Raw genomic sequence first — 22594 nt, 5'->3', positions numbered from 1 at the left:
CGATCAGCGCTCCCCACGTATGACAGGAACAGACGTGAAACCACGTAGCCGACCGAACCGCTGACAAGGGGGCTGGGCCGGCGCGAGATCCGGAAGACGGTGCCGTAGCCGCCGCAGCAGCATCGACATCTCCAGGTACACCAGTTCGGCGCCCAGGCAGTAGTGCGCACCTCCGCCGAAGCTCAGGTGACGTGGGCCGTCGCGCCCCGGCCTGAACTCATCCGGCTGTGAGAACACTCCGGGATCCCGGTTGGCGGCACCCAGCACCGGCCAGACCTGTGCCCCCGCCGGTATCGTCACTCCGCTGAGGACCACCGCTTTCGTGGGGATTCGGGGGGCAGGGGTGAACTGTACGGGCGCGTCGTAGCGGAGCACCTCGTCGACGAACAGCCGGGCGCGGACGGGGTCGTCCAGGAAGACCGCCCGGTCCGGGTGGCGCATCATCAGAACGACCCCGGTCTCGATCCCCGCAGCTATCTGCGGGTATCCGGCGACCATGAGTCCGGTGAGAACACTGATCAGTTCGTCATGAGGCAGAGCCTCAGGGCAGTCGGTGTGCGCACGGACGAGTTCGGACATCAGATCATCGCCAGGCGCGCGGCGCCGGCGAACCACTTCCCCCTGAAGGTAGTCGGTGAGCATCCGCATCGCCGCAGCACCAGCACGGTCCTGTCCGGGCAAGGGCCCGGAGGTGGGAAAGATGTCGGCGACGAGCATCGACACAAGGTCTCGATCACCCGGGAACAACCCGAGCAAGTGCATGATCGTGTCGCGGGGAAATGCCTCGGCAAGTGCGGTCATGTCGGCCACCCCGTTACGGAGGGTCTCGACCGCAGGTTCGAGCAGTTGGTCGCAGAACTTGCTGAGCCACGGCTGCTGACGTCGCACATGCTCGACAAATCGCCTGGCCACCGCGGTACGCATTCTGGTGTGCCGGGGTGGGTTCTGTGAGCTCATGACACGCGACAGAACAGGCGTCGGATGGTGCACTGTCCGGCCGGACGGGCCGTCGCCGCCCGGCGCCAGAAAGCACTCCCGTTCGACCAGAGCACGCTGACAGTCCGTGTAACGGGTCAGTAGGTAGGAGCCGGTCCGGAACAGGTACACCGGTTCCGTCTCACGCAGTCGTTCATACACGGGATACGGGTCGCCGGCGTGAACATCTGCAAGGGCGTCAGTGGAGCCGATGGTTCCCATGGCATCAACCCCTCGCGGTGACGGTGGTTGTGGCCCGTCCAGTCCTTTCCTTGCCCATGGGGCGGAGGTGCCCCTTGCGGGGTGGAACGGAGATCTCGCGTCAGCTCACCACCATTGACCACTCCGATCGGGTGATGTGCGACTTGGAGCACAACCGGATTACTCCGAACGGGTGAGTCGCCTCTCGTCCGCAATGGACTTGCGCTCGTCGGCGCTGGTGGTGAGATGAATTGCTGTTCATTCTGCAATTCCGCGATCGACGATTCAGCCCCTGACGCGATATACCGTCCCCGGTTGACCTCTTCATGCGCGCTAAATGCAAAGGGTTACAACCACCCGATGTATGCGGATGAATACCCCGGCCGTCTCTTGGGTACCGGGACTTTTTATGCGGAAGCAGGAAATCCGGCTTGCGGGCCGGTCCCTGCCGCGTGATGCTGGCAGCGCGGCTATGTCGCAGCCGTAGAACTCCACCATTCAACTGACTGACGATCACAAAGGGTCCTGGTCCGCGTTGAGCTGGACGTGTTCCCGCGGTCGCGAGTCGGAGGGAGTCTGTCGTGATCGATCCCGTACAGATCCTGTGGTCACCCGCCGGTGCCACGATGCCGTCGCTGGGCTCCCGCGCACTGGCAGACGTCCACGACGGCGACACCCCGAACATTCGGATGCCGATCCGTATGCTCTCCGTCGACACCCCTGAGGTGACGGCGGGCTCGGCGGAACGGGCGGCGCTGATCGACGCGGAGTTCTCGCAACTCGCCGAGTGGATCCACCAGGGCGACGCCCCGATCTCTCCTGGGCTCGCGGACTTCCTCCTCCCGAAGCTGGAGACGGGCCGCGCGGGCAGCTTGCACTTCCAGCAGGGCACGGAGGCGTCCGACTTCTCGAAGGAGAACATCGCCAGACGACTGGCCCGCCCCAACGGCCGCCCGCGGAACCTGTACATCCACACGGCTGACGCTCCGTTCGATGACAACCACCGCCTGCTGGCGTACATAGCCCCCAACTTCTCGGCGCAGGAACGCAAGACGATGCCGAGGGAGGAGCGCTCGACCTTCAACCTCGACCTGATCGCGGCGGGTTGGGCGGCGCCCTTCATCATCTACCCGTCGATCCCGGGCGAGCAGGACCTTCCGCTGCTGCTGGCCGCGGGCGACAAGGCGGTGGCGGAGGGGAAGGGCATCTGGGCGTCGGACGAGACGCTGCTGGCGTACGAGTACCGCGCGGTCGAAAAGCTCCACGACATCACCAAGAAGAAGATCGAGGGACGGTCCATGACTCCGCGCGAGCTGTTCGCGTGGCGGAGCCGGTACTGCGTGGACATGCGCGACCGGGTTCTGCACGGGCCCGAGAACTACTTCGAGGTGCCGCCGGTCTATCGGCTGTGGCTGTGGCCGCAGGATGTACAGGAGGCGGTGGCAAGGCTGAATCTTCAGCCATCTCCGAGGCTGGTGGGCGCCGACTAGAGTGTTCTGCGAGAGCGTCGGCTGCCGGCCGCTGGTCCGGCGCCGCGACTCTCGCGCCCACGAGCATGCCGTAGGACGCTGGCTACCGGTACGCCACGCGGATCTCCCATCACATCAACGCCCCGCCCCCGGTCGTACCTATGCGGTCACAGCACTAGTCGTCCAGGCTTCCCATGGTCAAGTTGACGGTAGTTCCGGTCATGCCGCTCGCCTTGTCGGACGCCAGAAAGACCGCCGTATTCGCTGTCTCCTCGAGTGTCATGAGCCGTCGTGCGTGGGTCCGGCCGGCAAGGGCTTCCAGCCACGGTTCCCAGGTCATTCCCGATGCCTTGGCGCGAGGCTCGAAGGCTTCCTTGATCGTGCGTGTCTCCGGCATGGCCTGTGGCCGCAGACCGACCACGCGAATGCCCTGAGGTGCGAGTTCGGCGGACAGGTCTCGAGTGAGTGCCTCCTTGGCGGCCATCGCCGGACCGTAGCCTCCCACCAAGGGGATACCCGTCCGCGAGTGGAGTGCGGTGACGGTCATGATCACCCCTGATCCATTCGCGACCATCCGCCGGGCCGCCAGGCGCGCGGTCAGGAAGTACGACCTCGTGTAGGTCGTGATCGGCAGGGAGAACTTCTCGACATCCATCTCCACCAGAGGCACACCCAGAATCTCCGTATTCGGGATCCCGACGGCGTTGAGCGAGATATCGACGCGCCCCGCCTTTTCGATCACGGACTGCAGATGCTCGTCCACAGCCTGCTCATCGAGAGAGTCCACCTCCGCCGCCTCGGCGGACCCGCCGGCGGAAACGACGTCCTTGGCGACGATTTCGACGGGTGCCAGACGGCGCCCGGTGAGAAAGAGATTGGCCCCCTCAGCCGCAAAGGCGCGTGCGACAGCGCTGCCGATCGCGCCTCCGGCTCCGTAGATCACCGCAACCTTGTTCTTCAGCATCATCCCCGGTTCCTTTCTGTGCCCGGGTGGTCGCACCCACCCGCCTCAACTGCGTTATGACCGACGGCTGAAACTCATCTGCGCGCGGCTGCCCTTTTTCACCATCCGCCAACGCCCGGACCGTCCGAGCCGTCGATGATGCAGACACCTCGACGCCGGGGAAGTGGGCGGCCGTCGACCGCCCAGTTCGACCCTCAGCCGGTGTCTGTACACGATGAGTGCGACAAGGTGCGGGAGAGACGTGAGGCGAGGGCGAAGTGGTGACAACCGAACTGATCACCCGGGCGCGTGCTGGGGACGGCGAGGCGTTCCGAGAGCTGACCGAGCCGCACCGCCGGGAGCTGCAGGTGCACTGCTACCGGATGCTCGGTTCCCTGCAGGACGCCGAGGACGCCCTGCAGGACACACTGCTGGCAGCCTGGCGGGGCCTCGGAGGGTTCGAGGGACGCGCCTCGATCCGCTCTTGGCTCTACCGGATCGCCACCAACACGTGCCTCAACGCGCGTCGGTCGGCGAGCCGACGCCGGGCCCGGGAGTGGGACATGCCCGAGGTTGAACCGCCCGAGCCGACCCGGCTCGGCGAGGTCGTATGGCTCGAGCCCTATCCCGACGCACTTCTTCAGGGTGCGGTCGACGTGCCGCTCGGCCCGGAGGCCAGGTATGAGCAGAGCGAAGCCATCTCGCTGGCCTTCGTGACTGCTCTTCAGGTCCTGCCGCCTCGCCAGCTCGCCGTGCTCATCCTGCGCGACGTCCTCGGATTCCACGCGAACGAGGTGGCCGAGATGCTCGACTCGACCGTCGAGTCGGTCAACAGCGCTCTCAAACGGGCCCGCGCCAGTCTGCGGCGCCGGCAGCCGCCCGCCGACGAGCGCGAACCGGCTCCCGCCCCCGGCTCAGCCTCAGAGCAGGCGCTCATGGCGGAGTTCGTCCGCGCCTACAAGTCCGGGGATCTGGACGCGCTGGTCGCCTTGCTCACCGACGATGTCTTCGTCTCCATGCCGCCGATCCCCCTCGAATACGAGGGCCGGGACGTCGTGGCCCGTCTCTTCGGCAGCATCTTCGGCTCGGGCAGGAGGGTGGACCTCGTGCCGACGCGAGCCAATGGCCAGCCGGCGTTCGGTGCCTACCTTCGTGCCGCCACCGGCATCCGCCATGGAAGCGGCCTTTTCGTCCTCACCCTCACCGGCGACCGGATCTGCGCCTTCACCCGCTTCGACAACAGCGTGCTCCCATGGTTCGGGCTGCCGCGATCGCTTCCTGGCCGATAGGCCGAGGCCGCCTTCGACGGCATGGGGCACGGCTGGCCCGGCGTACTGGACCGCCTCGCCGAAGTGCTCGCGAGCCCCCGCGGCCTCGTAAGGCGCGACCACAGCCCCGCCGCACGCCTGGCGAAAATCTCACCCGCCAGGTTCACAGACGGCTGGCGACCGGGTCATGCGGTCGCGCGCGGCAGGACGTTGTCAGTGACCCGCGCTAATCTGCCCGTATCTGATCGTTTGCCCTATTCGGGGAGGTTGACATGGCCTCGCGCCTCAACCCGTATCTCAGCTTCGACGGCAACGCCCTACAGGCGATGGAGTTCTACAAGGAGGTCTTCGGCGGCACACTCGCGCTCAACACCTTCGGGGAGTTCGGCCAGAAGGACACCCCGCAGGCCGACAAGATCATGCACAGCAAGCTGGAGGCGCCCAGCGGCTTCACTCTGATGGGCGCCGACACCCCACCGGGCATGGAACTCGCCAAAGGCAACAACTTCTCGGTGAGCCTCAGCGGCGACGACGACGCCGAGCTGCGCGGCTACTGGGAGAAGCTGTCCACCGGCGGCTCCGTGTCCGTCCCGCTGGAGAAGCAGATGTGGGGCGACGTGTTCGGCATGTGCACCGACCGGTTCGGCATCCCCTGGATGGTCAACATCACCCAGTCGCAGAGCTGACCGGAGCCAAACCAGCAGAGGCTGATGGCCCGTCTGGTCGGCTGCGGGGAGGGCGATCGGCGCCCACATCGTGCGGCCTCCGCATGGCAGGCCACGATCGCGGCCTGGAGCTGATACGGGCCCGGGCGCTGCCGTCTGATGGCGCGCGCCAGCAACCCCGCGGCCGCCGCGATCTCCTCGTGGTCCCATCGGGAGCGGTCCTGGTCCTGCAGCCGTACCAGCGTGCCATCAGGGGTGAAGCGAGCGGCGGTTCGGGCGCGGTGCAGCCGGATCAGCGCCAGCAGCCCCGCCACCTCGGGCTCGGTCGGCATCAGCCGGTGCAGCAGGGCGGCCAGCCACTCGGCGTCGTCCGCGAGGTCGCGCGACTGCGCCTGCCCGGCTGTGGACAGATAGCCCTCGTTGAACAGCAGATAGATCACCGCGAGGACCTGGGAGAGGCGGCCTTCCAGCTCCTCGTCATCGGGAATCCGGTACGGGATCCCCGCTTTGGTGATCTTCTGCTTGGCGCGGGTGATGCGCTGCGCCACGGTGGACTCCCGCACCAGGAATGCCCGGGCAATCTGCGCGGTGGTAAGACCACACACCACCCGCAGGGTGAGGGCGATCTGCGCCTCCTGCGTCAGCGCCGGATGGCAGCAGGTGAAGACCAGCTGCAGCCGCTCGTCCGGCTCCCGCGCCTCGCCCCGGTCCGACGGCAACTGCAGCTGCAGCTGCGCCAGCTTCTGCCGGTAGTTCTCCTGACGCCGCAGCAGATCGAACCCGCGACGCCGGGCCACCGCGAACAGCCAGGCGTCGGGCCGCGGGGAATCCCGTCCTGCGGCCAGTGCTTCAGCGCCGCCAGCACGGCGTCCTGCACCAGGTCCTCCGCCGCCGCGAAGTCGCCAATCACCTGTATCAGCGAGGCGGCCAGCCGGCCCGCGTGCTCCCGGACCACGCGGGCGAGCTCGTCGGCTGCATACGACCGGTCCGCGGCACTCACCCCAGCGGCCCGGTCTCCACGGGCCGGATCTCGACCACCGGGCAGCCCGGCCAGATCCGCACCATACGCAGCGCCTCGTCCAGATCGGCGACCTCGATCTCGGCGTACCCGCTCACGACCTCCTTGCCCTCCACGAACGGCCCGTCGACCACGACCGGCTCCCCGCCCTCCAACCTCACGGTCGTCGCCGTCCCCGGCGTGCGCAGCTTCTGCCCACCCGTGATCTTTCCGGCGTGGGCGGCGAACCACTCGTTGACGCGCTCGAACGCCCTCGCCCGCTCGGCCGGGCTCATCGCCTGCAACTCACCGGCGAACTCCTCGGTCTCCACGAACAACAGTACGTACTTCATGCGTCACTCCCCTGCTCCTGAAGGGCGGCCATCCGCCGCGCCATCTCCTCCGGCGGCACATCCTCCACATGCGTCGCTACGGTCCACGTGTGCCCGTACGGATCCACGATGGATCCGTCCCGGTCCCCGTAGAACTGATCCTCCGGCGCCCGCTTCAGCGTCGCTCCCAGCTCCACGGCCCGTGCGACGACCGCGTCCACGTCCTCGACGTAGATGAACAGGAAGGTCGGGCTGCCGGCCAGGCCGGCGGCCGGCGGCGCCTCGGTCCCCGTGTACGGCGAGGGGTCCTCGACGATGACCACCGAGTCCCCGATCTCGATCTCGGAGTGCACGACGGTCCCCCCAGGGCCCGGGAAGCGCAGCCGCACGGTCGCTCCGAACACCTCGCCGTAGAACTCGAGCGCCTTGGCGGCGCCCTGGACGACCAGGCACGGGGTGACCCGCCGGTAGGCGTCGGGGATCGGCTTCGTGACGGCTGACGATGACATGGGATCGTCTCCTTCTGTGGCTCTTACGCAGGGCCGGACGGCCCTTCTACCAAGAAGACGATCGGCGAGTCGGCGGATACGACAGCCACACCGAACGATTCCCGAGAATCGTCCGCCGAGGGCAGGTGCCCGGCAGCGCGGCGGCCACGCCTCCACGTACCACCGTGACGGTGGCGGAGGACCGGCTACCGATCACAGGCCCGCGACCTTGCGGGACGGCCGGAGATGCGGGCCGATGGCTCTGAATGCTCATTGGCCGCTGCGGAACTTGTCGAGCTCCTTCGCGAAGGCCTTCGTCTCCGCGATCAGCTGGTCGCGTGCGGCCTCCTGCGTCTTGTCGCCCTGGTCCTTGAATGCCGCGTTGAAATGTGGCTTGAGTTGGGTCCACCAGCCGAAGTCCAGCATCGCCCATGCCTGCGGACACAACGGGGCGCGGGTTTTCGGCAGGTAACCGGCACCGACCAGGGGCCCGCGGAACCGCTTCGGGTCGCTCCCCTCTAGGTAGCAAAGGAAGTTGAAGACCCGTTGCTGGGTGACGGGGTGATCGCTCGAGAGCCCCTCCAGCGTCAGCTTGCCCTCCTCGCGGGCGAGTTCGTCGAAGAGGATCGCGGCTGCCAGCGACGGCCCCGGTCCAACCTCGTTGACGGTGTAGAACGACGCGAACCCGTCGGCGGCGTCCTCCTCGAGGCCGAGGTTCGGAAGCAGAAGCTGACGCTGCAGAGCATGGCCCATCTCGTGGCCGAAGATGAACTGGGTCGACAGCGCGGTCAGGTCGTCGGCGTTGAACCTGGCCTCGGGAAACAGGGCGGGACGCTTGACGGTCTTGACCACGTTGCTGAGGACCCCTTCGATCTGGGTCAGGAACGGCGGGGGCACATAGATCGTCCTGCCGTCGGGCTGGGTGACCGCATCCGTAACCCCCGGTGGGACCTTGTCGGTGACTTTCACGACCATGTCATGCGGGAGGGCGACCGACTTGTTCACCCAGTCGGCGACCTGCTCGAGCACGCGGGACTTCCGGATCACCGCTACGGCCTGCCGGTCCTTCGGCTTGATCGCGTTGTCCTGGTAGACGACCGTGACCTTGCCGGCCGCGTCAGCCTTGTTGCCGTCGCCGCCACACGAGGCGACTGCGAAGCCGGCGACGAGCAGCGCCCCCGCGAAAGCAGTCCTGGACATGGCGGAGTACCCACCACTGCTCAGCACCCTGGTCAGCTCTTTTCCTTGGTCAGGGCGTTGGGGCGGGCGGTTGCACTTTCGTGGTCTCCGGAGCCACTTCCCGATGCCGGAGGAGGGACCCGAACGTAAGAACGTAACGAGCCGGGGACGGCGAGCGGTATCGCAGCTTCGATCCTGCCGACGGCCGGATGCCGGAGGCAGGACTCGAACCTGACACGCGGATTATGATCGACGGGCCCTTCGTCCGCAATGATCCATTTGTACCGGTTTTCGTCCCGTTAGTTCGGGCTGGCCATGATCTCGCACCAGGCGATGACCTGGGCGGCCTGCAGCGGGGGGAAGAAGGCCGGAAGCCCTCCTCAATCGCTGGCAGTACAAGCGCACCATTTCGAGTACCCGGGGGCAGCGCGTACAGCCCCGCTTCCAGGCGTCCCGCTGCACTAGGTCTTCCGGATCATCGCGCTCACCTCGTTCAGATCCTGTACCTGATAGGTGAGAGTCGACGGCGACGACGCCCAGTTGGGGAGGCCTGATCCAGGGGTCACTCCGGCTTCCTCACAACAGGCCAGGTAGTGGGATTCATTCGCCCGGAGTTCGCTGGTCCACCTCACCCAGTAACGTGGCTCGACCCCCTGCTCTCGGGCAATTCTTCCGAACCGGTGACCGATCACGGTGATCTCCGGTGCGGCCCCGCTTTCCCAGCCGGGTAGGTCGGTTCGAACCGTGGGCGAAAGCAGGGTCAAGTCGGAGTGGAGTTTCCAGTCGACCGCTACCTCGGCCTCAAGGATACGCAAGCCGCCGGCGTTGAGGAGGTACACGCCGATACCCGAGAACCAGCGCTGCCCGATTCCCTTGAGAATCTTGTCGCGGGCAGATTCGCGGAGGCCGGTGTACCGCAGGAACATGTCGAACTGGTCGACAACCGTCTCCGTCCGCGTCTTCGTTTCCGTGTATGTCAGTGTTTGCATTGGTTCCCCCGGAGTGATCAGCTTTCACCCGCCCGTACCGCCGAGATACGACAGTCCGGCCGCATTGAATGAGGTGTCGAGCGTTCGGGCGAGTTCGTCGACGGTGGAACTGATGTCATCCCTCGATGAAGCAATCGCCGCCTCGATGTACCGAAGATATTGCGTGGGCTTGCACACCAGGGTGACGAGGTCGGTTGTCGACTTCGTGATCACACTGGCGGCCACGCGCCGCTTCACCGCGCCGTCCAATTGCGTGAAGAATGCGATGGGGCGGTGGGTGTAGAGATCGAGCAGCTGTTCTACCTTCTCCGCCGGCAAGGTTTCCGACAGGATTGCGGAGATGGTATCCGCGCGTTCCCTCTCGTCCGGTTCCCAGTGCAGGATGGCCATGCGTCCCGGTCGCCTCAAGGGGGTGTAAACCTTTGCAGGGTCGTTGCCGGTGACGAAGACGGGGACACGTCGGACGGTTCCGATTCTTTCGATCGACTGCGGGTGGTCCGCCAGGTGCATCAACTGGGCCAGCACCTGCTGATGGTTGACCGTTCCGGTGTTTCTGGCCCACTCGCCGAGCGTGGTGTCGATGTCGTCAACGATGATGGCAGCGGGGAAGCCGGCCGCGATGCGATGGGCTGCGGACACGTACTGCTCGACCACGAGCTTTCCCGGCACCCCAGCGCGGTCGCTCTCCAGATCCGCCGCATTGATCGAGAAGATCTCCACTCCGAACCTGGAAAGGAGCGTTCGCAACTGAAATGTCTTTCCCTCGCCTGGTGGCCCGAAAATGCCGAGAATCAGAGGGTGTTCGGCCAGCGCCACGTAACTCAGCACAAGGTGCTGTCCGATTTCCTTCGTGAATCTTTCCGAGATGACAGGTTCGATCATGAAGAGGGTTCGCCCTCCGCGTTGCCCGATCGGCGACGTTGAATGTCGCGATCGATCTCTGCGAACAGTGTCTGCGTCTCGGGCATTGCCCCCGCTTCTCCGGCCGGCGGCGCGGGAGGATCCGTGGGTGCGGTGGGCTCCGGTGGGGCCGGCTCCAATGGCGGGGTCGGCTCCAATGGTGGGGCCGGCTCCTGCGGATTTCCCGGTGGGGTTGGTTCACCGCGCGCCTGTAACTGCCTGATATACCGATCCAGATTGATCAGCGCGTCGCCGAGCGTGGGTGCGGCTTCTGTGGGCTCGAAACGCACTGACGTGCGAGTGCGAAGCTTGCCCTGGGACCACACTAAACCGTCGATGTGTTCGATGACGTCTCGAAAAAGAGCCGTCAGTTCCTTGACGGCCACCTCGGTTCGTTCCTGCGTGGCCATCAGCTCTCTCACGTCGCGAGCGATCGGCTGGACCTCGACGGACTCTCCTCTGCCGTTGGCGAATCGTTCGGCCAATGCGCCACCAAAGGACGTGAGCACCCCGGCGACGACCTGTTCGATCATTTTCCCCCCACGGGAAGTTCCGTTGCACGGTCGACAGTCGAATGCCCGGCGAGGCAAGCAGAATGGCAGGGCTGTGGGCGTGTTCGCGATCGGGCATCCCTGAACGAGCCGATCTGCTCTCGCATCACCGCGGTCTTTTAAGCGTAGTTCCACGAGCGACCTGGTGTTGGTGTTTCGCCGCACAAAGGGTGGGTGTGTGTATCCGGCGCGAGAAATCGTCGCTCGGCCCACGCCGCCGCGGGTGTGTGCTTCTCGGGATCCCACTCACGCAGAGAGCGCAGTGCAGCCTTGGGTGGCCTGACTGTCCGGTTGGACCGGCGCGACGTGCGACATGCGATGAAGTGGGTTGTTTGGAGCGGGGTTTGAGGTTGAGGCGTCGGAATGTCTCGTCAAGGGCTGCCGCCGCCGTCTGTGTCCTCCGGCGGAGCCGGGCGTCCCTCGGCGTCCCTCTGCCCAGCCTCGTTCAGCACCAAGAACAACCGCCACCCCGGACAGACAACCGACCGTACCGGTGTGCGCACTCTCCGTACCGGCGATTTCCATGTTCAGCGTCCGGGCATCCGGCCACGCTCTGTCACATGAAGCCGCAAATCGGCGTCCTGCCGTGCCCGTACCGCCGACGCCACACCGATCTCGGCGTGCTGGGACCGGCCACGCGACGCACCCTGGACACATGGCCTCGCCTGTCCCCGTGGTTGCCCAGCCCCACATCTGGAGGTGAGCTCATGAGGCTCCGCAAGGTGACAGCCGGATGGGGGGAACCGCTTCAGCCGCCACCCGGCTACTTCGGCCTCGAAGGGAGCGTGCCCGATGAGGCGCAGCAACGCCGCATCCTCGACTGGGCGGTGAGCCAGCGGATCGCGAGCGGATGGCGCGTGGAGTCCCGCTCGGAGACCCAGGCGGTGCTGGTCCGTGGCCAGCCGGTGAACCATGTGCTGCACGCCATCCTCAGCCTCGTCACCTGCTTTCTGTGGGCCATCGTGTGGGTCGTTCTCATGGCGACGAACAGGGTCGAGCGGGTCGCCCTGACCGTCGATGCGCAAGGGCACGTCCTCGCTGTGCACGCTCCGCGGTCCTAGGCCGGCACGCCTCGTGAGGCCTGCCCCTGCAGCGTCAGGCAACGTGCTGTCCGCCAGAATCGGCGCATGCTGAGAATCGGATCCGTTGTGCTGGGTGTCTCGGATGTGCCGCGCGCGGCCGCGTTCTGGACGGAGGCCCTGGGATACGTACCGCGCGACGAGATCGAAGGCGACTGGGTGGTCCTGGTGCCGGCGGAAGGGGCCGGGGCTCAGCTGGCGCTCGGCGTCAGCGAGACGCCGGTGCAGGAACATCCGCGGATCCATCTGGACCTGTACGCCGGGGACGCGGCCGACCAGGCCGCCGAGGTCGAGCGGCTGGTGTCCCTCGGTGCCCAGCGCGTCGACTGGGACCTTTATCCGGACGACGCCGACTTCGTCGTGCTCGCCGATCCCGACGGCAACCGCTTCTGTGTCATCGACACCAGTCACGGCTGACGGACCCGGACACCTCCGCCCCGCCGCGGGAAGCGTGCGAGGCGGAGGTGCCCGTGCGGGTCAGACCGCGGGCATCAGACCGCGGGCATCAGGACGCGGGTGGCTCCTTCCTCCTTGTTGTGGCGGTCGGCCCAGTTGGCGAGCGCCGTACTGCACGCGTGGTCGAGATGGCGCAGGTCGAGCAGGTCGAGCTCGATGTGCCGGTCCTTCGGCAGTCCCTCTAGGGCGTCCAGGATCCGGGGCAGCCGGAGGAAGGTCGCGTTGCCCGAGACGACCACACGGAGGGGGCCGCTGCGGTCGGAGCCTTCGTCGACGTGCACCTGGACGTGCGACGTCTCCCACGCCGCCTTGGCGACGGCGAGCAGCAGCCCGGCCAGCACGCCCTCGAACATGTTGGTCGCGACGATGGCGACCGCGGTCGCCATCAGGATCAGCGCCTCCCCGCGGTGCTCGCGCCACAGCGGCCCGAGTTCCTTCAGCGGGATGAGCTTCCAGCCGGAGAAGACCAGGATGCCTGCGAGCGAGGCGACCGGGATGAGGCCGAGCGCGGCCGGTACGAGCGCCGCGAAGAGCAGCAGCCATACCCCGTGCAGCACCCGTGACGCCTTGGTCCGGGCACCCGCTTGCACATTGGCCGCGCTGCGCACGATGACCGCGGTCATCGGCAGCGCCCCGAGGGCTCCGCAGACGGCGTTGCCCGCGCCCTGCGCCATCAACTCCTTGTCGTAGTCGGTGCCGGGTCCGCTGTGCAGCCGGTCGACGGCGGCGGCGCTGAACAGGCTCTCCGCCGACGCGATGAGCGTGATGGCGACGACCGTGCCGATCGCCCCGACCACTCCGGCATCCGTGATCCTGCCGAGGTCGTCGGTGGACGGTGGCCGGATCGCGCCCAGCAGCCCCTGCACCTCGACCCGCTTCACGGGCAGTGCGAACAGCGCCACGGCGGAGGTGGTCAAAGCCACGGCGGCCAGTGGTGCGGGGACCACTCGGACCTTCGGCGGCAGATGTTTCCACAAGGCCATCAGTACGACGGTGACCGCGCCGAGAGCGAAGGCGGTCAGCGCCTCCGGCGTGCGGGCCGTACGGATGAGCAGCTCGGGCAGGCCCGCGAGGTTGGCGGGGCCCGAGCCTGGCGCCTTCGCGTCGGCCATGGCGTAGAGCTGACCGGCGATCAGCACGAGTCCGATCCCGGCCAGCATCCCTTCCACCACGGCGATGGAGATGGCGCGGAACCAGCGGCCGAGCCGCAGTGCGCCCATGGCCAGCTGGAGCACGCCCGCCGTGAGGACGAACACGCCCAGCGCCCCGAGTCCGAATTCGTTGACGGCTTCGAGGACGAGGACGGTCAGTCCCGCGGCGGGTCCGCTGACCTGGAGGCTGCTCCCGGGGAGCAGTCCGGTGACGAGCCCGCCGACGATGCCGGTGACCAGGCCGAGTTCCGCCGGGACGCCGGAGGCAACGGCGACGCCCACGCACAGCGGCAGGGCGACGAGGAATACGACGACGGACGCGGTGACATCGGCTCGCAGCGTAGAGGCGGAGGGTCGCTCCGCGCGCTGTGGCGCCGCCCTCCGGTGGCGTCCGCGGTTCCCGCGTTCGCGGGTGTCGGCGGCGCTCACAGCGGAAGGAACGCGTCGTCGTGCGGCCGGTGGACGAGCACGGAGCCGGTGTCTATCTCGTAGAACCAGCCGTGCAGGCTGAGGCGCCCTTCCGCGACCCGGCGGGTGACGCATGGGTAGTCGCGCAACTGCCGTAGCTGGCACAGCACATGGTGCTGGACGGCCTCGGCGATGGCCGGGGACGAAGCATTGGCGAAGAGGGGCGGGGGTGACGCACTCTCCAGCCAGCCGCGGACCGCGGGGACGGCGGAGAGGTCTTCGCGGCGCACCATCGCGCCGACGGCACCGCAGTGGGAGTGGCCGCAGACGACGATGTCGGCGACGCCGAGCACCTCGACGGCGTACTCGATGGTGGCCGCCTCGCTCGAGTGCCGGTCGGGGTCGTGTTCGGGGATGATGCTGCCCGCCGTGCGGAGTTCGAAGAGCTCGCCGGGACGGGCTCCGGTGATCAGCGAGGGGATCACCCGCGAGTCGGAGCAGGTGATGAACAGCGCCTGTGGGGACTGACCGTCCGCGAGGCGGCCGAACTCGTCGGCGCGGGCGGCGGCCCGGTCCCGGAAGGCGCGGGCATTCTTCATGAGCATGTGCATGGGGGTGTTCCTCCAGCGCGCCCAAGGCGCGCGGTGGTGAGTCGTCATGTCGGATCGCAGGTGCTGAGTGGGGGAAGCCGTGCGGGAGCCGACGAATCGATCAGAGGCGGAACACTTGCAGTACGGCGGGCCGTGCTGCGGGGCGCTGTCCGGGTGGGCCGGGGTTGTGCCCCGTGCACCAGGAGCCGGTGGAGCACCCGGGAGGCGGCGGGGCCGCGCTCAGGGGTCGGGCGGCGGGGGGACGATCGCCTGTGGGCGGGGCGTGGGCGGTCAGCAGGCTGTTGGGCCGGCCGCCGTTGCGGTTGTGGGACGGCTTGTCCAGGGGATCCGGATCGTCCCGGGACGGGTCGGCGGGTGAGCCGCGCAAGCCGTGTTCGTTGGGTGAGTTGGGATCACCGGGTGAGTCAAGTGACTGCGGTGAGTCCGGTGGCTCGGGTGAGTCTGGTGGCTCGGCTTCGCCGGGCGACTCGGGTAGGGAGTCGGCCTCTCGGGAAGTCCCTCCGGCGTCCAATTCCACTCCTCCGGCGGCGGATACGGCCGCCTGGCAGAGCAGGAGGACCGCGAGCAACAGGGTGCCCAGCGCGACGAGTACGTCCACTGCTGCGATACGCCGTGTCACGGTCCCTCCCCGACTTCGATCCTCAGCAATTGGTCCAACTGGTCAGTAACTCCAGCCTCTTCAGTCACTGTGACAGCACGACGGCGCGAAAGTCAGCGATTCGTTAAACATTCGTGAGCGTCACACCACTTGACAGCAGCCGCAATGCGGCGCTACCGCGGGTCACCCCAGTTGAGGCGCTGATTGCGTCCGGGCAGCGCCGTACGGACCGTCGGCAGCGGGATCCGTCACACCGCGACCGGCCGCCAAGAAGGCGCCCCGGGTCGGCAGTTGCCGACCGGGGGCGCCGTATGGGCAACGGCCGGGTACCGGCGGGCATCGCCCCCAGGCGTACGACGGCATCGGCGACCTGCGCTGCGTCCGCGTCCGGCGGGATGAGTGCAGCCACCGGGTCGTCGAGGCCGTCCAGCAGCGGGCCGTAGCGCAACTGCTCTCCGTCATCGGCACCCGGGACATGACGGCCGGCGAGAACGCCTTCCGCCAGGAAACAGACGCGAACGCCGACTGAAGCGCCGATTAAAGCGAACGGGCAGGAAATATCCGTAACGAACAACGGGCGCATCGCGCCCCGACCCGCGCCCCCGACTCGCGCCCCGTGATCAGCGGGCGCTGTCCGCGTCCGCGCGGGTCTGGGCATCGATGCGTGCCTTGGCGTCCTTCCAGGCGATCGGCAGCTCCTCCACCGGCACCTCCCAGAACGTGAAGGTCGAGCCGCGCATCGTGGAGCGCAGGCCGATCATGATGCTCTTGTGGGGCTCGGTCCTCGCGTAGGTGTAGAGCGCCTGCTTGTCCTCCCAGGCGGACAGGGTGAAGAAGACACCCTTCAGCAGCTGAGCTTCGAGGGACGCACCCAGCGCGCCCGGCGCCGAGCGGACCTGCCTCCAGGTGGAGAGCGACTTCAGGAAGAAACCCGGCACGTCCTTGATGGACTTCACCTCGAGGCGGGAGGCCATGACGAAGGCGCGGGTGTTGGGCCGAGCCGGGTTCGGCTTCGTCCAGGGAAGAGTCGGCACGATAGTCTCGCTTCCATAGTTGGTGAGTAGCAGTATCTATATTAGACAGTGGCGCTACCCAACGGCCAGTGGAAAGCGGGAGCGGATGCGAATTTCTGAGTTGAGCCGCCGCAGTGGGGTGTCCACCGCGACGATCAAGTACTACCTACGCGAAGGGCTGCTGCCGCCGGGGCGCGCCACCGCGGCGACGCAGGCGGAGTACGGGGAGTCGCACGTGCGACGCCTCCGGCTCATCCGCGCCCTGATCGGCGTGCGAGGGCTGTCGGTCAGTGCGGCCAAGGACGTACTGGAAGCCACCGCCGAGTACGCGACCGACATGCACGACCTGCTCGGCATCGTGTTCGGTGTCTGGCCTGCCCCCGGCGCCACCAAGGACGGGGACGGCGAGACGGACGACTCCGAAGTGAGCGCGCTGCTGGCGGAGATGGGCTGGACGGTCTCGGAGCACAATCCGGCCCGTGACGTGATAACCCAGACGCTGCACACCCTGCGCTCTCTCGGCGTGGACTACGACTGGCACTCCCTCGTTCCCTACGCACAGCTCGCCGAGAAAACCGCGGCCCTGGACCTGGACCAGCTCGAAGGTCCGGACGATCCGCTCGAGAAGGCTGAGCGCGCCGTACTGCTGACATTCCTCCTGGAGCCGGCGCTGCTGGCCCTGCGCCGCCTCGCGCAGGAAGCCGAGTCCACCGTTCGGTACCGCAGTTGACCCCGGCGGCGACCCTCACGTCATCGCCGCGGACGGCGAGGACATCACGGTCGGTATGCTCGCCGCCATGCCGGCCGCGCCGGCCGCGACGCCTTGACGAGATGAGCGAGACCACAGTGTTCGAGTACGAGAAGGACGGCGCGGCGATCTACCGCCAGTCCTTTGCCACCATCCGCGCGGAAGCGGATCTCGCGGGGCTGCCCGCCGATGTCAGCCGGGTCGCGGTCCGGATGATCCACGCCTGCGGCATGGTCGACCTCGTACGCGACCTCTCGTTCACCCCGGACGTGGTGGCCCGCGCCCGCGAGGCGCTGCGAGCCGGGGCCCCCGTGCTGTGCGATGTCTCCATGGTCGCCAGCGGGGTGACCCGCAAGCGGCTGCCCGCAGCCAACGAAGTGGTGTGCACGCTGTCCGACCCGTCGGTCCCGGGCCTCGCGGCCGAGCTCGGCACCACTCGTAGCGCCGCTGCCCTGGAGCTGTGGCGAGACCGCATGGAGGGCGCGGTGGTGGCCGTCGGCAACGCGCCCACGGCTCTCTTCCGGCTGCTGGAGATGATCGAGGAGGGAGCCCCGCGCCCGGCTGCGGTCATCGGAGTGCCGGTCGGCTTCGTCGGGGCTGCCGAGTCCAAGGACGCGCTTGCCGGACACCCCTCGGGCCTCGATCACTTGGTGGTGCGCGGACGCCGGGGCGGCAGTGCCATTGCCGCCGCCGCGGTCAACGCTCTTGCCAGCGAGGAAGAGTGAGCGGAGGAGTGACACGGACAGTGAGCGGGCCGGGGCGTCGCCGCTATCCGGAGAACTGCCGCAGCCAGGCGGCCGCGTCGTCCACGGTGACCGCCACCGGTACTCCGTCCGGGACCGGCGGTCGCCGGACCACCACCACCGGCAGTCCGGCCTCGCGGGCGGCGGTGAGCTTGGGCGCGGTGGCGGCCCCGCCACTGTCCTTGGTGACCAGGACGTCGATGCGGTGGCGGCGCAGCAGCTCGCGCTCGCCGTCGAGCGTGAAGGGGCCCCGGTCCAGCAGCACCTCCGTACGGGACGGCAGCGGCGGCTCCGGGGCGTCCACCGACCGCATGAGGAACCAGAGTTCGTCGAGGCCCGCGAAGGCGGCGAGGCCCATCCGGCCGGTGGTGAGGAAGACCCGCCGGCCGAGGGCGGGAAGCATCCCGGCGGCCTGGTCCAGGGAACCGGCCATGTGCCAGTCGTCGCCCTCGCCCGCGACCCAGCCGGGCCTGCGCAGGGCCAGCAGGGGAACATGTGCCGTGACCGCGGCCGACGCCGCGTTGAAGCTGATCGTCCCCGCGAAGGGATGGGTGGCGTCGACGAGCGCGTCCACCCGGTGCGCCCGCAGCCATTGCTCCAGGCCATCGGCCCCTCCGAACCCGCCGATGCGGACCTCGCCCGCGGGCAGCCTGGGGCCGGCGACGCGCCCGGCGAGCGAGGTGGTGACCCGCACAGCCGGATGCAGGGACTCGGCGAGGCGGCGGGCCTCCGTGGTCCCGCCGAGTATCAGTACGTGCATCGGCCGCCGGTCATCGTTCGTCTCCCGACTTGGTGACAGCCCACTGCGTCACGGGCATGGCCTGCCGCCAGCCGGTGAAGCCGCCCACCGGGACGGCGTGCGCCGTCGCGAGCCGTACCAACTCGCCGCCGCGGCGCACGTACCAGTCGGCCAGCAGCGCCTCGGACTCCAGCGTCACGGTGTTGGCGACCAGCCGCCCGCCCGGAGGCAGCGCCTCCCAGCACGCTTCGAGCAGTCCCGGCACGGTCAGCCCGCCGCCGACGAACACCGCGTCCGGCGTGGGCAGCCCGGCGAGCGCCTCGGGCGCGGTGCCGGTGACGACCCGCAGCCCGGGCACCCCGAGCCGGTCCGCGTTGCGGGAGATGCGCTCGGCCCGGGCGGGGTCGCGCTCGACCGTGACGGCCCGGCAGGAGCGGTGCGTACGCATCCACTCGACGGCGACGGAGCCTGAGCCGCCGCCGATGTCCCACAGGAGTTCGCCGGGGGCGGGAGCGAGCACGCCGAGCGTGGCGGCCCGCACATGGCGCTTGGTGAGCTGCCCGTCGTGTTCGTACGCGGCGTCCGGCAGCCCCGGTACGGCGCCGAGGCGCAGCGCGCCCGGGGCGCGGCGGCAGTCGATGGCGATGACGTTCAGCGGATCGCCGGGCGGCAGGTCCCACGCGTCGGCGGTCCCTTCCGCCCGCTGTTCGCGCTCCCCGCCCAGCTGTTCCAGCACCCGCATCCGGCTGGGGGCGAACCCGTGCTCGCGCAGGAAGGCCGCGACGTCGGCGGGCGTCGCGGCCCCGGCGCTGAGGACGAGCAGCCGCCGCCCGTCGTGCAGCGCCGCGCCGAGCCGCGCGGTGGGCCTGCCGACGAGCGTCACGACCTCGGTGTCCTCCAGCGGCCAGCCCAGGCGGGCGCAGGCGTACGACACCGACGACGGGTGCGGCAGTACCCGCGGCACACCGGCGCCGAGCACTTCGGTGAGCGCCCGCCCGACCCCGTAGAACATGGGATCGCCGCTGGCCAGCACGGCGACTTGGCGGCCGGCGTGGGCCTCGAGCAGCCCGGGCACGGCGGGCCGCAGCGGCGACGGCCAGGTCACCCGCTCACCCGCGCAGGCGGGCGGCAGCAACTCCAGCTGACGCGGCCCCCCGACGAGGACCTCGGCATCGAGGAGCGCCTGCTGCGAGGCGGCGGGAATTCCGTCCCAGCCGTCCGCTCCGATCCCTACGACGGTCACGGCCGGTGTGCTGGGGGACGCGGAACTCGCGGAACTCACGGACGGACACCTCGGGAACGGAGAGAGGAACGAAGGCGCACTCTACTGGGCGCCTGTTTCGTCCATCCGCGCTGGTGACGGGTCGCGCGGCGACGGCGTCCGGTCAGCTGCGGGCGGGGCCGCGAAGGCAAGGCGCCGGTGGGTGCGGCGGAGCATCCTGCGGGCCATGAGGGGGTGGAGGTGGCGGACCACCGCGAAGTAGAGCCTGCCGCGCCAGTTGTGGAACTTCACCACCGTGGTGAGCGTGACCTTGTCGTCGGCGGCCATGATCGAGGCGCGGAAGTCGAGATGGCCGCCGTCCTCGCCGAGCAGGAGTTCCCCCGGGGCCGTGGCCAGGACCGGGAAAGGCAGAACCTTGCGCCAGGCCTGGGGGTCGCGGGGCATGCCCGGGCGGAGGCGGAGGGTGTACGCGTCGGCGAAGTCCGGGGCAGCGAATGCCTGGTGGGCCAGTTCGGCTTCCGGCGGGACGCTTGTGGCGGTCGGGCGGTCCGAGACCAAGCTGTGCATCAGGCGCGCCCAGCGGGTCCAGCGGTAGGGGCGCGGCAGACCGGCGGGGGATGCGGCGCGTTCGATGTTGTCGATGAGTTCTTCGATCATCGTGTCGTGCATCGGGCGGATCGCCAGGGTCCACAGCAGCCATGCCTTGAGGCCCTGTTGCTGTTCGAGGACGTGGCTGACCCGGCAGCGGCCGCCGTCCAGCGGTTCTGTCGCGAGGGCGTGGAAGCCGTTGCCCGGCGGACCGAAGTCGAAGCGGATGCTGCGCCCTGGGTCGTACGCGCCGATCGAGTAGCGGACGAAGCCGTGACCGCCGTCCGCGCCGACGCCGAGGGGGCCGTCGAACCGGATCGGAGGCCAGACGGGGCTCGGGCTGAGCGGGTCGTCCGGGGAGGAGATGCGGTCGAGCAGGGCGCCGACCACCTCCGCCGGGGCGTCGATCAGCCGCTCGTGAACGTTCCGTACCGTGCGCATAACGCACCTCCATACGGTGGCGTATGTTTCACCGTACGGTAGCGTATGGACATGGTGCAGGCAGAAGGGGCCCGGCAGGCAGGACCGGGGCAGGGCCGCAAGAGGCTCTCGGCCCGCGACTGGGCCGACGCGGCACTGGCCGCCATCGGGGAGCGCGGGCTCACCGGCGTCGCGGTGGAGCCGCTCGCCGCCCGGCTCGGCACGACCAAGGGCAGCTTCTACTGGCACTTCACCAACCGGGATGCGCTGATCGAGGCCGCGCTGGTCCGGTGGGAGGAGATCTGCACCGAGGAGATCATCACCGCGATGGAGTCAGAGCCGGACCCCGAGCGGCGGCTGCGCACCCTCTTCGCGCAGGTGACGGCGGCCGCCGCCGACGACCCCCTCGAAGTCTCGCTGCTCGCGACCGCCGGCCATCCCCAAGTCGCCGCCGTACTTGAGCGGGTGACGGAGCGCCGGGTCGGCTATGTGGCGCATCTCTTCGAGGAGCTGGGCTTCCCGAAGGACGAGGCGCGGCAGCGCGGGCTGCTCGCGTACACCAGCTATCTCGGGCACACGCAGCTGAGCCATGCCGTGCCGCAGACGCTGCCCGTCGGGGCAGAGCGCGCCGACTACCTCCGGTCCGTGCTGGACAACCTGCTGCGCCGGGCATAGACGGCGCCGCCGAGGCGGAACAGTCGCCGCAGACGCACCCGTGCCCGCGTGCCTCGCAGCGCGCAGGCAGCGCTGTCCGCCTCACGCCGAGGCGCGCTTCTTCGGGGTCGCCTTCTTGGCCGTGGCCTTCTTCGCCGTCTTCTTCGCCGCGGTGGACTTGGCCGTGGACGTGGACTTCGTGGCCGTGGATTTACTCGCCGTCGACTTGCTCGCCGTCGTCTTGGTCGCCGTCGTCTTCTTGGCGCTCGCCGCCGTCTTCTTCGCCGTCTTCGCGGTGGACTTCTTCGCGCCCGGCCCCGCGCCCGCCCCCGCACCGCCCGTCGACTTCGGCGAAGCCGCCGCCCGCTTGCGCCCCTTGATCGAGGTGACGTCGGCGACCTCCTCGCCCTCCTCCCCGCGCGCCTCCTTCGCCGCCTGAACGCTCTTCTCCAGCGCTGCCATCAGGTCGATGACCTTGCCGCCGACGCGCTCGGCCGGCGCGGTCTCTGGAGCCACCTCGCCGCCCTCCACCTTCGCGGCGATCATCGCCTCCACCGCCGTCCGGTAGTCGTCGTGCAGCGACTCCAGGTCGACCTCGCCCAGCGTGTCCATCAGAGCGTCGGCCAGGTCGAGTTCCGCCTCCCGGACCGACACCTCGGTGTCCGGGGCCGCCTCCTGCGGTGAGCGGATCTCGTCCGGCCAGAGCAGCCCGTGCATGGCGATCACATCTTCGACGACGCGCAGCATGCCGAGGCGCTCCCGGCCGCGCAGGGCGAACTTGGCGACGGCCACCTTCTGGCTCCGCTTGAGCGCCTCACGCAGCAGCGTGTACGGCTTGGCGGCCGGGACGCCGTTCGCGGACAGGTAGTACGCCGCGTCCATCTGGAGCGGATCGATCCGTTCCGCCGGCACGAACGCGACGATCTCGATCGTCTTCGCCGTGGGCAGCGGCAGGGCCGCCAGATCCTCATCGGTGATCGGGATGATCGATCCGTCCGCGTCCTCGTACCCCTTGCCGATCTCGGCGGCCGGCGCTTCCTTCTCCTCCAGCTCGCAGACCTTGCGGTAGCGGATCCGGCCGCCGTCGACGGTGTGGATCTGCCGGAAGGAGACCGAGTGGCTCTCGGTGGCGTTCACCAGCTTGATCGGAATGCTGACGAGACCGAAGGAGATCGCGCCGTTCCATATGGATCGCACGTTTCATCCC

The 22594-nt window shown here is 68.6% G+C and carries 23 protein-coding genes and 1 pseudogene; 8 read left to right on the top strand and 16 right to left on the bottom strand.

From position 1 onward, the window contains the following. Positions 1 to 3: 3 nt before the first annotated feature. Positions 4 to 957 carry a cytochrome P450 gene (locus tag ACFYWY_RS03875; protein ID WP_389179178.1) on the bottom strand — a complete coding sequence of 318 codons (954 nt, stop codon included), beginning with the start codon at positions 955 to 957 and terminating at the stop codon, positions 4 to 6. Positions 958 to 1757: 800 nt separating this feature from the next. Between ACFYWY_RS03875 and ACFYWY_RS03870 the strand changes: the two genes are divergently transcribed. After that, positions 1758 to 2666, top strand: coding sequence for a thermonuclease family protein (locus tag ACFYWY_RS03870; RefSeq protein WP_389179175.1), 909 nt, complete (start codon positions 1758 to 1760; stop codon positions 2664 to 2666). A 154-nt stretch (positions 2667 to 2820) separates the two neighbouring features. On the opposite strand, the gene ACFYWY_RS03865 is transcribed toward ACFYWY_RS03870, so the two are convergent. Next, on the bottom strand, positions 2821 to 3612 hold the full coding sequence (locus tag ACFYWY_RS03865; protein ID WP_389179172.1) for an SDR family NAD(P)-dependent oxidoreductase: 792 nt from the start codon (positions 3610 to 3612) through the stop codon (positions 2821 to 2823). Positions 3613 to 3869: 257 nt separating this feature from the next. Here ACFYWY_RS03865 and ACFYWY_RS03860 point away from each other — a divergent pair, with 257 nt between their 5' ends. Together ACFYWY_RS03860 and ACFYWY_RS03855 are read left to right on the top strand one after the other, a co-directional pair. Next, a complete protein-coding gene (locus ACFYWY_RS03860; RefSeq protein ID WP_389179169.1) occupies positions 3870 to 4877 on the top strand; it encodes a sigma-70 family RNA polymerase sigma factor in 1008 nt (335 codons plus the stop codon). A 251-nt stretch (positions 4878 to 5128) separates the two neighbouring features. Next, on the top strand, positions 5129 to 5542 hold the full coding sequence (locus tag ACFYWY_RS03855) for a VOC family protein (protein ID WP_389179166.1): 414 nt from the start codon (positions 5129 to 5131) through the stop codon (positions 5540 to 5542). 200 nt (positions 5543 to 5742) lie between these two features. Here the strand turns inward: ACFYWY_RS03855 and ACFYWY_RS03850 are convergent. The 7 genes and pseudogenes from ACFYWY_RS03850 to ACFYWY_RS03820 all read right to left on the bottom strand — a co-directional run. Continuing rightward, positions 5743 to 6126: pseudogene (locus ACFYWY_RS03850) on the bottom strand (DUF6596 domain-containing protein); the annotation flags it as partial. Between the two features lie 391 nt (positions 6127 to 6517). Then, complete coding sequence (locus ACFYWY_RS03845) at positions 6518 to 6871, bottom strand: YciI family protein (protein ID WP_389179163.1); 354 nt, start codon at positions 6869 to 6871, stop codon at positions 6518 to 6520. Then, positions 6868 to 7359 carry a VOC family protein gene (locus tag ACFYWY_RS03840; RefSeq protein WP_389179162.1) on the bottom strand — a complete coding sequence of 164 codons (492 nt, stop codon included), beginning with the start codon at positions 7357 to 7359 and terminating at the stop codon, positions 6868 to 6870. The genes ACFYWY_RS03845 and ACFYWY_RS03840 overlap by 4 nt, the downstream gene beginning before the upstream one ends. A 249-nt stretch (positions 7360 to 7608) precedes the next feature. Next, positions 7609 to 8538, bottom strand: coding sequence for a DUF4344 domain-containing metallopeptidase (locus ACFYWY_RS03835; protein WP_389179159.1), 930 nt, complete (start codon positions 8536 to 8538; stop codon positions 7609 to 7611). Positions 8539 to 8978: 440 nt separating this feature from the next. Further along, complete coding sequence (locus ACFYWY_RS03830; protein ID WP_389179157.1) at positions 8979 to 9506, bottom strand: hypothetical protein; 528 nt, start codon at positions 9504 to 9506, stop codon at positions 8979 to 8981. 24 nt (positions 9507 to 9530) lie between these two features. Continuing rightward, complete coding sequence (locus tag ACFYWY_RS03825) at positions 9531 to 10388, bottom strand: AAA family ATPase (protein WP_389179153.1); 858 nt, start codon at positions 10386 to 10388, stop codon at positions 9531 to 9533. Then, positions 10385 to 10939: a hypothetical protein gene (locus ACFYWY_RS03820; protein WP_389179150.1), complete on the bottom strand. Its 555-nt coding sequence runs from the start codon at positions 10937 to 10939 to the stop codon at positions 10385 to 10387. Before ACFYWY_RS03820 ends, ACFYWY_RS03825 begins: the two co-directional genes overlap by 4 nt. Positions 10940 to 11664: 725 nt before the next feature. On the opposite strand from ACFYWY_RS03820, the gene ACFYWY_RS03815 reads away from it, so the two are divergent. Beyond that, complete coding sequence (locus ACFYWY_RS03815; protein WP_389179147.1) at positions 11665 to 12018, top strand: hypothetical protein; 354 nt, start codon at positions 11665 to 11667, stop codon at positions 12016 to 12018. Positions 12019 to 12084: 66 nt separating this feature from the next. After that, positions 12085 to 12453, top strand: a complete 369-nt coding sequence (locus ACFYWY_RS03810; RefSeq protein ID WP_389179144.1) for a VOC family protein — start codon at positions 12085 to 12087, stop codon at positions 12451 to 12453. Positions 12454 to 12527: 74 nt separating this feature from the next. Here ACFYWY_RS03810 and ACFYWY_RS03805 read toward each other — a convergent pair whose 3' ends face one another. From ACFYWY_RS03805 to ACFYWY_RS03795, 3 genes are all read right to left on the bottom strand, one after another. Beyond that, positions 12528 to 14072, bottom strand: coding sequence for a SulP family inorganic anion transporter (locus tag ACFYWY_RS03805; RefSeq protein WP_389179141.1), 1545 nt, complete (start codon positions 14070 to 14072; stop codon positions 12528 to 12530). Beyond that, positions 14069 to 14662: a carbonic anhydrase gene (locus ACFYWY_RS03800; protein WP_389179139.1), complete on the bottom strand. Its 594-nt coding sequence runs from the start codon at positions 14660 to 14662 to the stop codon at positions 14069 to 14071. The genes ACFYWY_RS03805 and ACFYWY_RS03800 overlap by 4 nt, the downstream gene beginning before the upstream one ends. 1218 nt (positions 14663 to 15880) lie before the next feature. After that, positions 15881 to 16294, bottom strand: a complete 414-nt coding sequence (locus ACFYWY_RS03795; protein ID WP_389179135.1) for a DUF3291 domain-containing protein — start codon at positions 16292 to 16294, stop codon at positions 15881 to 15883. 85 nt (positions 16295 to 16379) lie between these two features. Here ACFYWY_RS03795 and ACFYWY_RS03790 point away from each other — a divergent pair, with 85 nt between their 5' ends. Then, a complete protein-coding gene (locus ACFYWY_RS03790; RefSeq protein WP_389179132.1) occupies positions 16380 to 17003 on the top strand; it encodes a MerR family transcriptional regulator in 624 nt (207 codons plus the stop codon). 116 nt (positions 17004 to 17119) lie between these two features. Further along, positions 17120 to 17746: a precorrin-8X methylmutase gene (locus tag ACFYWY_RS03785; RefSeq protein ID WP_389179587.1), complete on the top strand. Its 627-nt coding sequence runs from the start codon at positions 17120 to 17122 to the stop codon at positions 17744 to 17746. A gap of 43 nt (positions 17747 to 17789) precedes the next feature. On the opposite strand, the gene ACFYWY_RS03780 is transcribed toward ACFYWY_RS03785, so the two are convergent. From ACFYWY_RS03780 to ACFYWY_RS03770, 3 genes are read right to left on the bottom strand one after another with little or no spacing between them, the layout of a single operon-like run. After that, entirely contained in the window at positions 17790 to 18524 is a 735-nt protein-coding gene (locus ACFYWY_RS03780) for a cobalt-precorrin-6A reductase (RefSeq protein ID WP_389179129.1), read from the bottom strand. A 10-nt stretch (positions 18525 to 18534) separates the two neighbouring features. Next, the gene (gene cbiE, locus ACFYWY_RS03775) at positions 18535 to 19785 is read right to left on the bottom strand and encodes a precorrin-6y C5,15-methyltransferase (decarboxylating) subunit CbiE (protein WP_389179126.1); all 1251 of its coding nucleotides are present in this window, start codon (positions 19783 to 19785) and stop codon (positions 18535 to 18537) included. A gap of 42 nt (positions 19786 to 19827) precedes the next feature. Then, positions 19828 to 20754: a DUF2867 domain-containing protein gene (locus ACFYWY_RS03770; protein ID WP_389179123.1), complete on the bottom strand. Its 927-nt coding sequence runs from the start codon at positions 20752 to 20754 to the stop codon at positions 19828 to 19830. Between the two features lie 45 nt (positions 20755 to 20799). Between ACFYWY_RS03770 and ACFYWY_RS03765 the strand changes: the two genes are divergently transcribed. Continuing rightward, entirely contained in the window at positions 20800 to 21408 is a 609-nt protein-coding gene (locus ACFYWY_RS03765) for a TetR/AcrR family transcriptional regulator (protein WP_389179120.1), read from the top strand. Between the two features lie 81 nt (positions 21409 to 21489). On the opposite strand, the gene ACFYWY_RS03760 is transcribed toward ACFYWY_RS03765, so the two are convergent. Then, complete coding sequence (locus ACFYWY_RS03760; RefSeq protein ID WP_389179117.1) at positions 21490 to 22584, bottom strand: Ku protein; 1095 nt, start codon at positions 22582 to 22584, stop codon at positions 21490 to 21492. Positions 22585 to 22594 lie beyond the last annotated feature (10 nt).

Source organism: Streptomyces sp. NPDC002870, assembly GCF_042888505.1.
GTDB lineage: Bacteria > Actinomycetota > Actinomycetes > Streptomycetales > Streptomycetaceae > Streptomyces.
The sequence above is the reverse complement of the archived record's forward strand: the minus strand, read 5'-3'. Positions and strand labels throughout refer to the sequence as shown.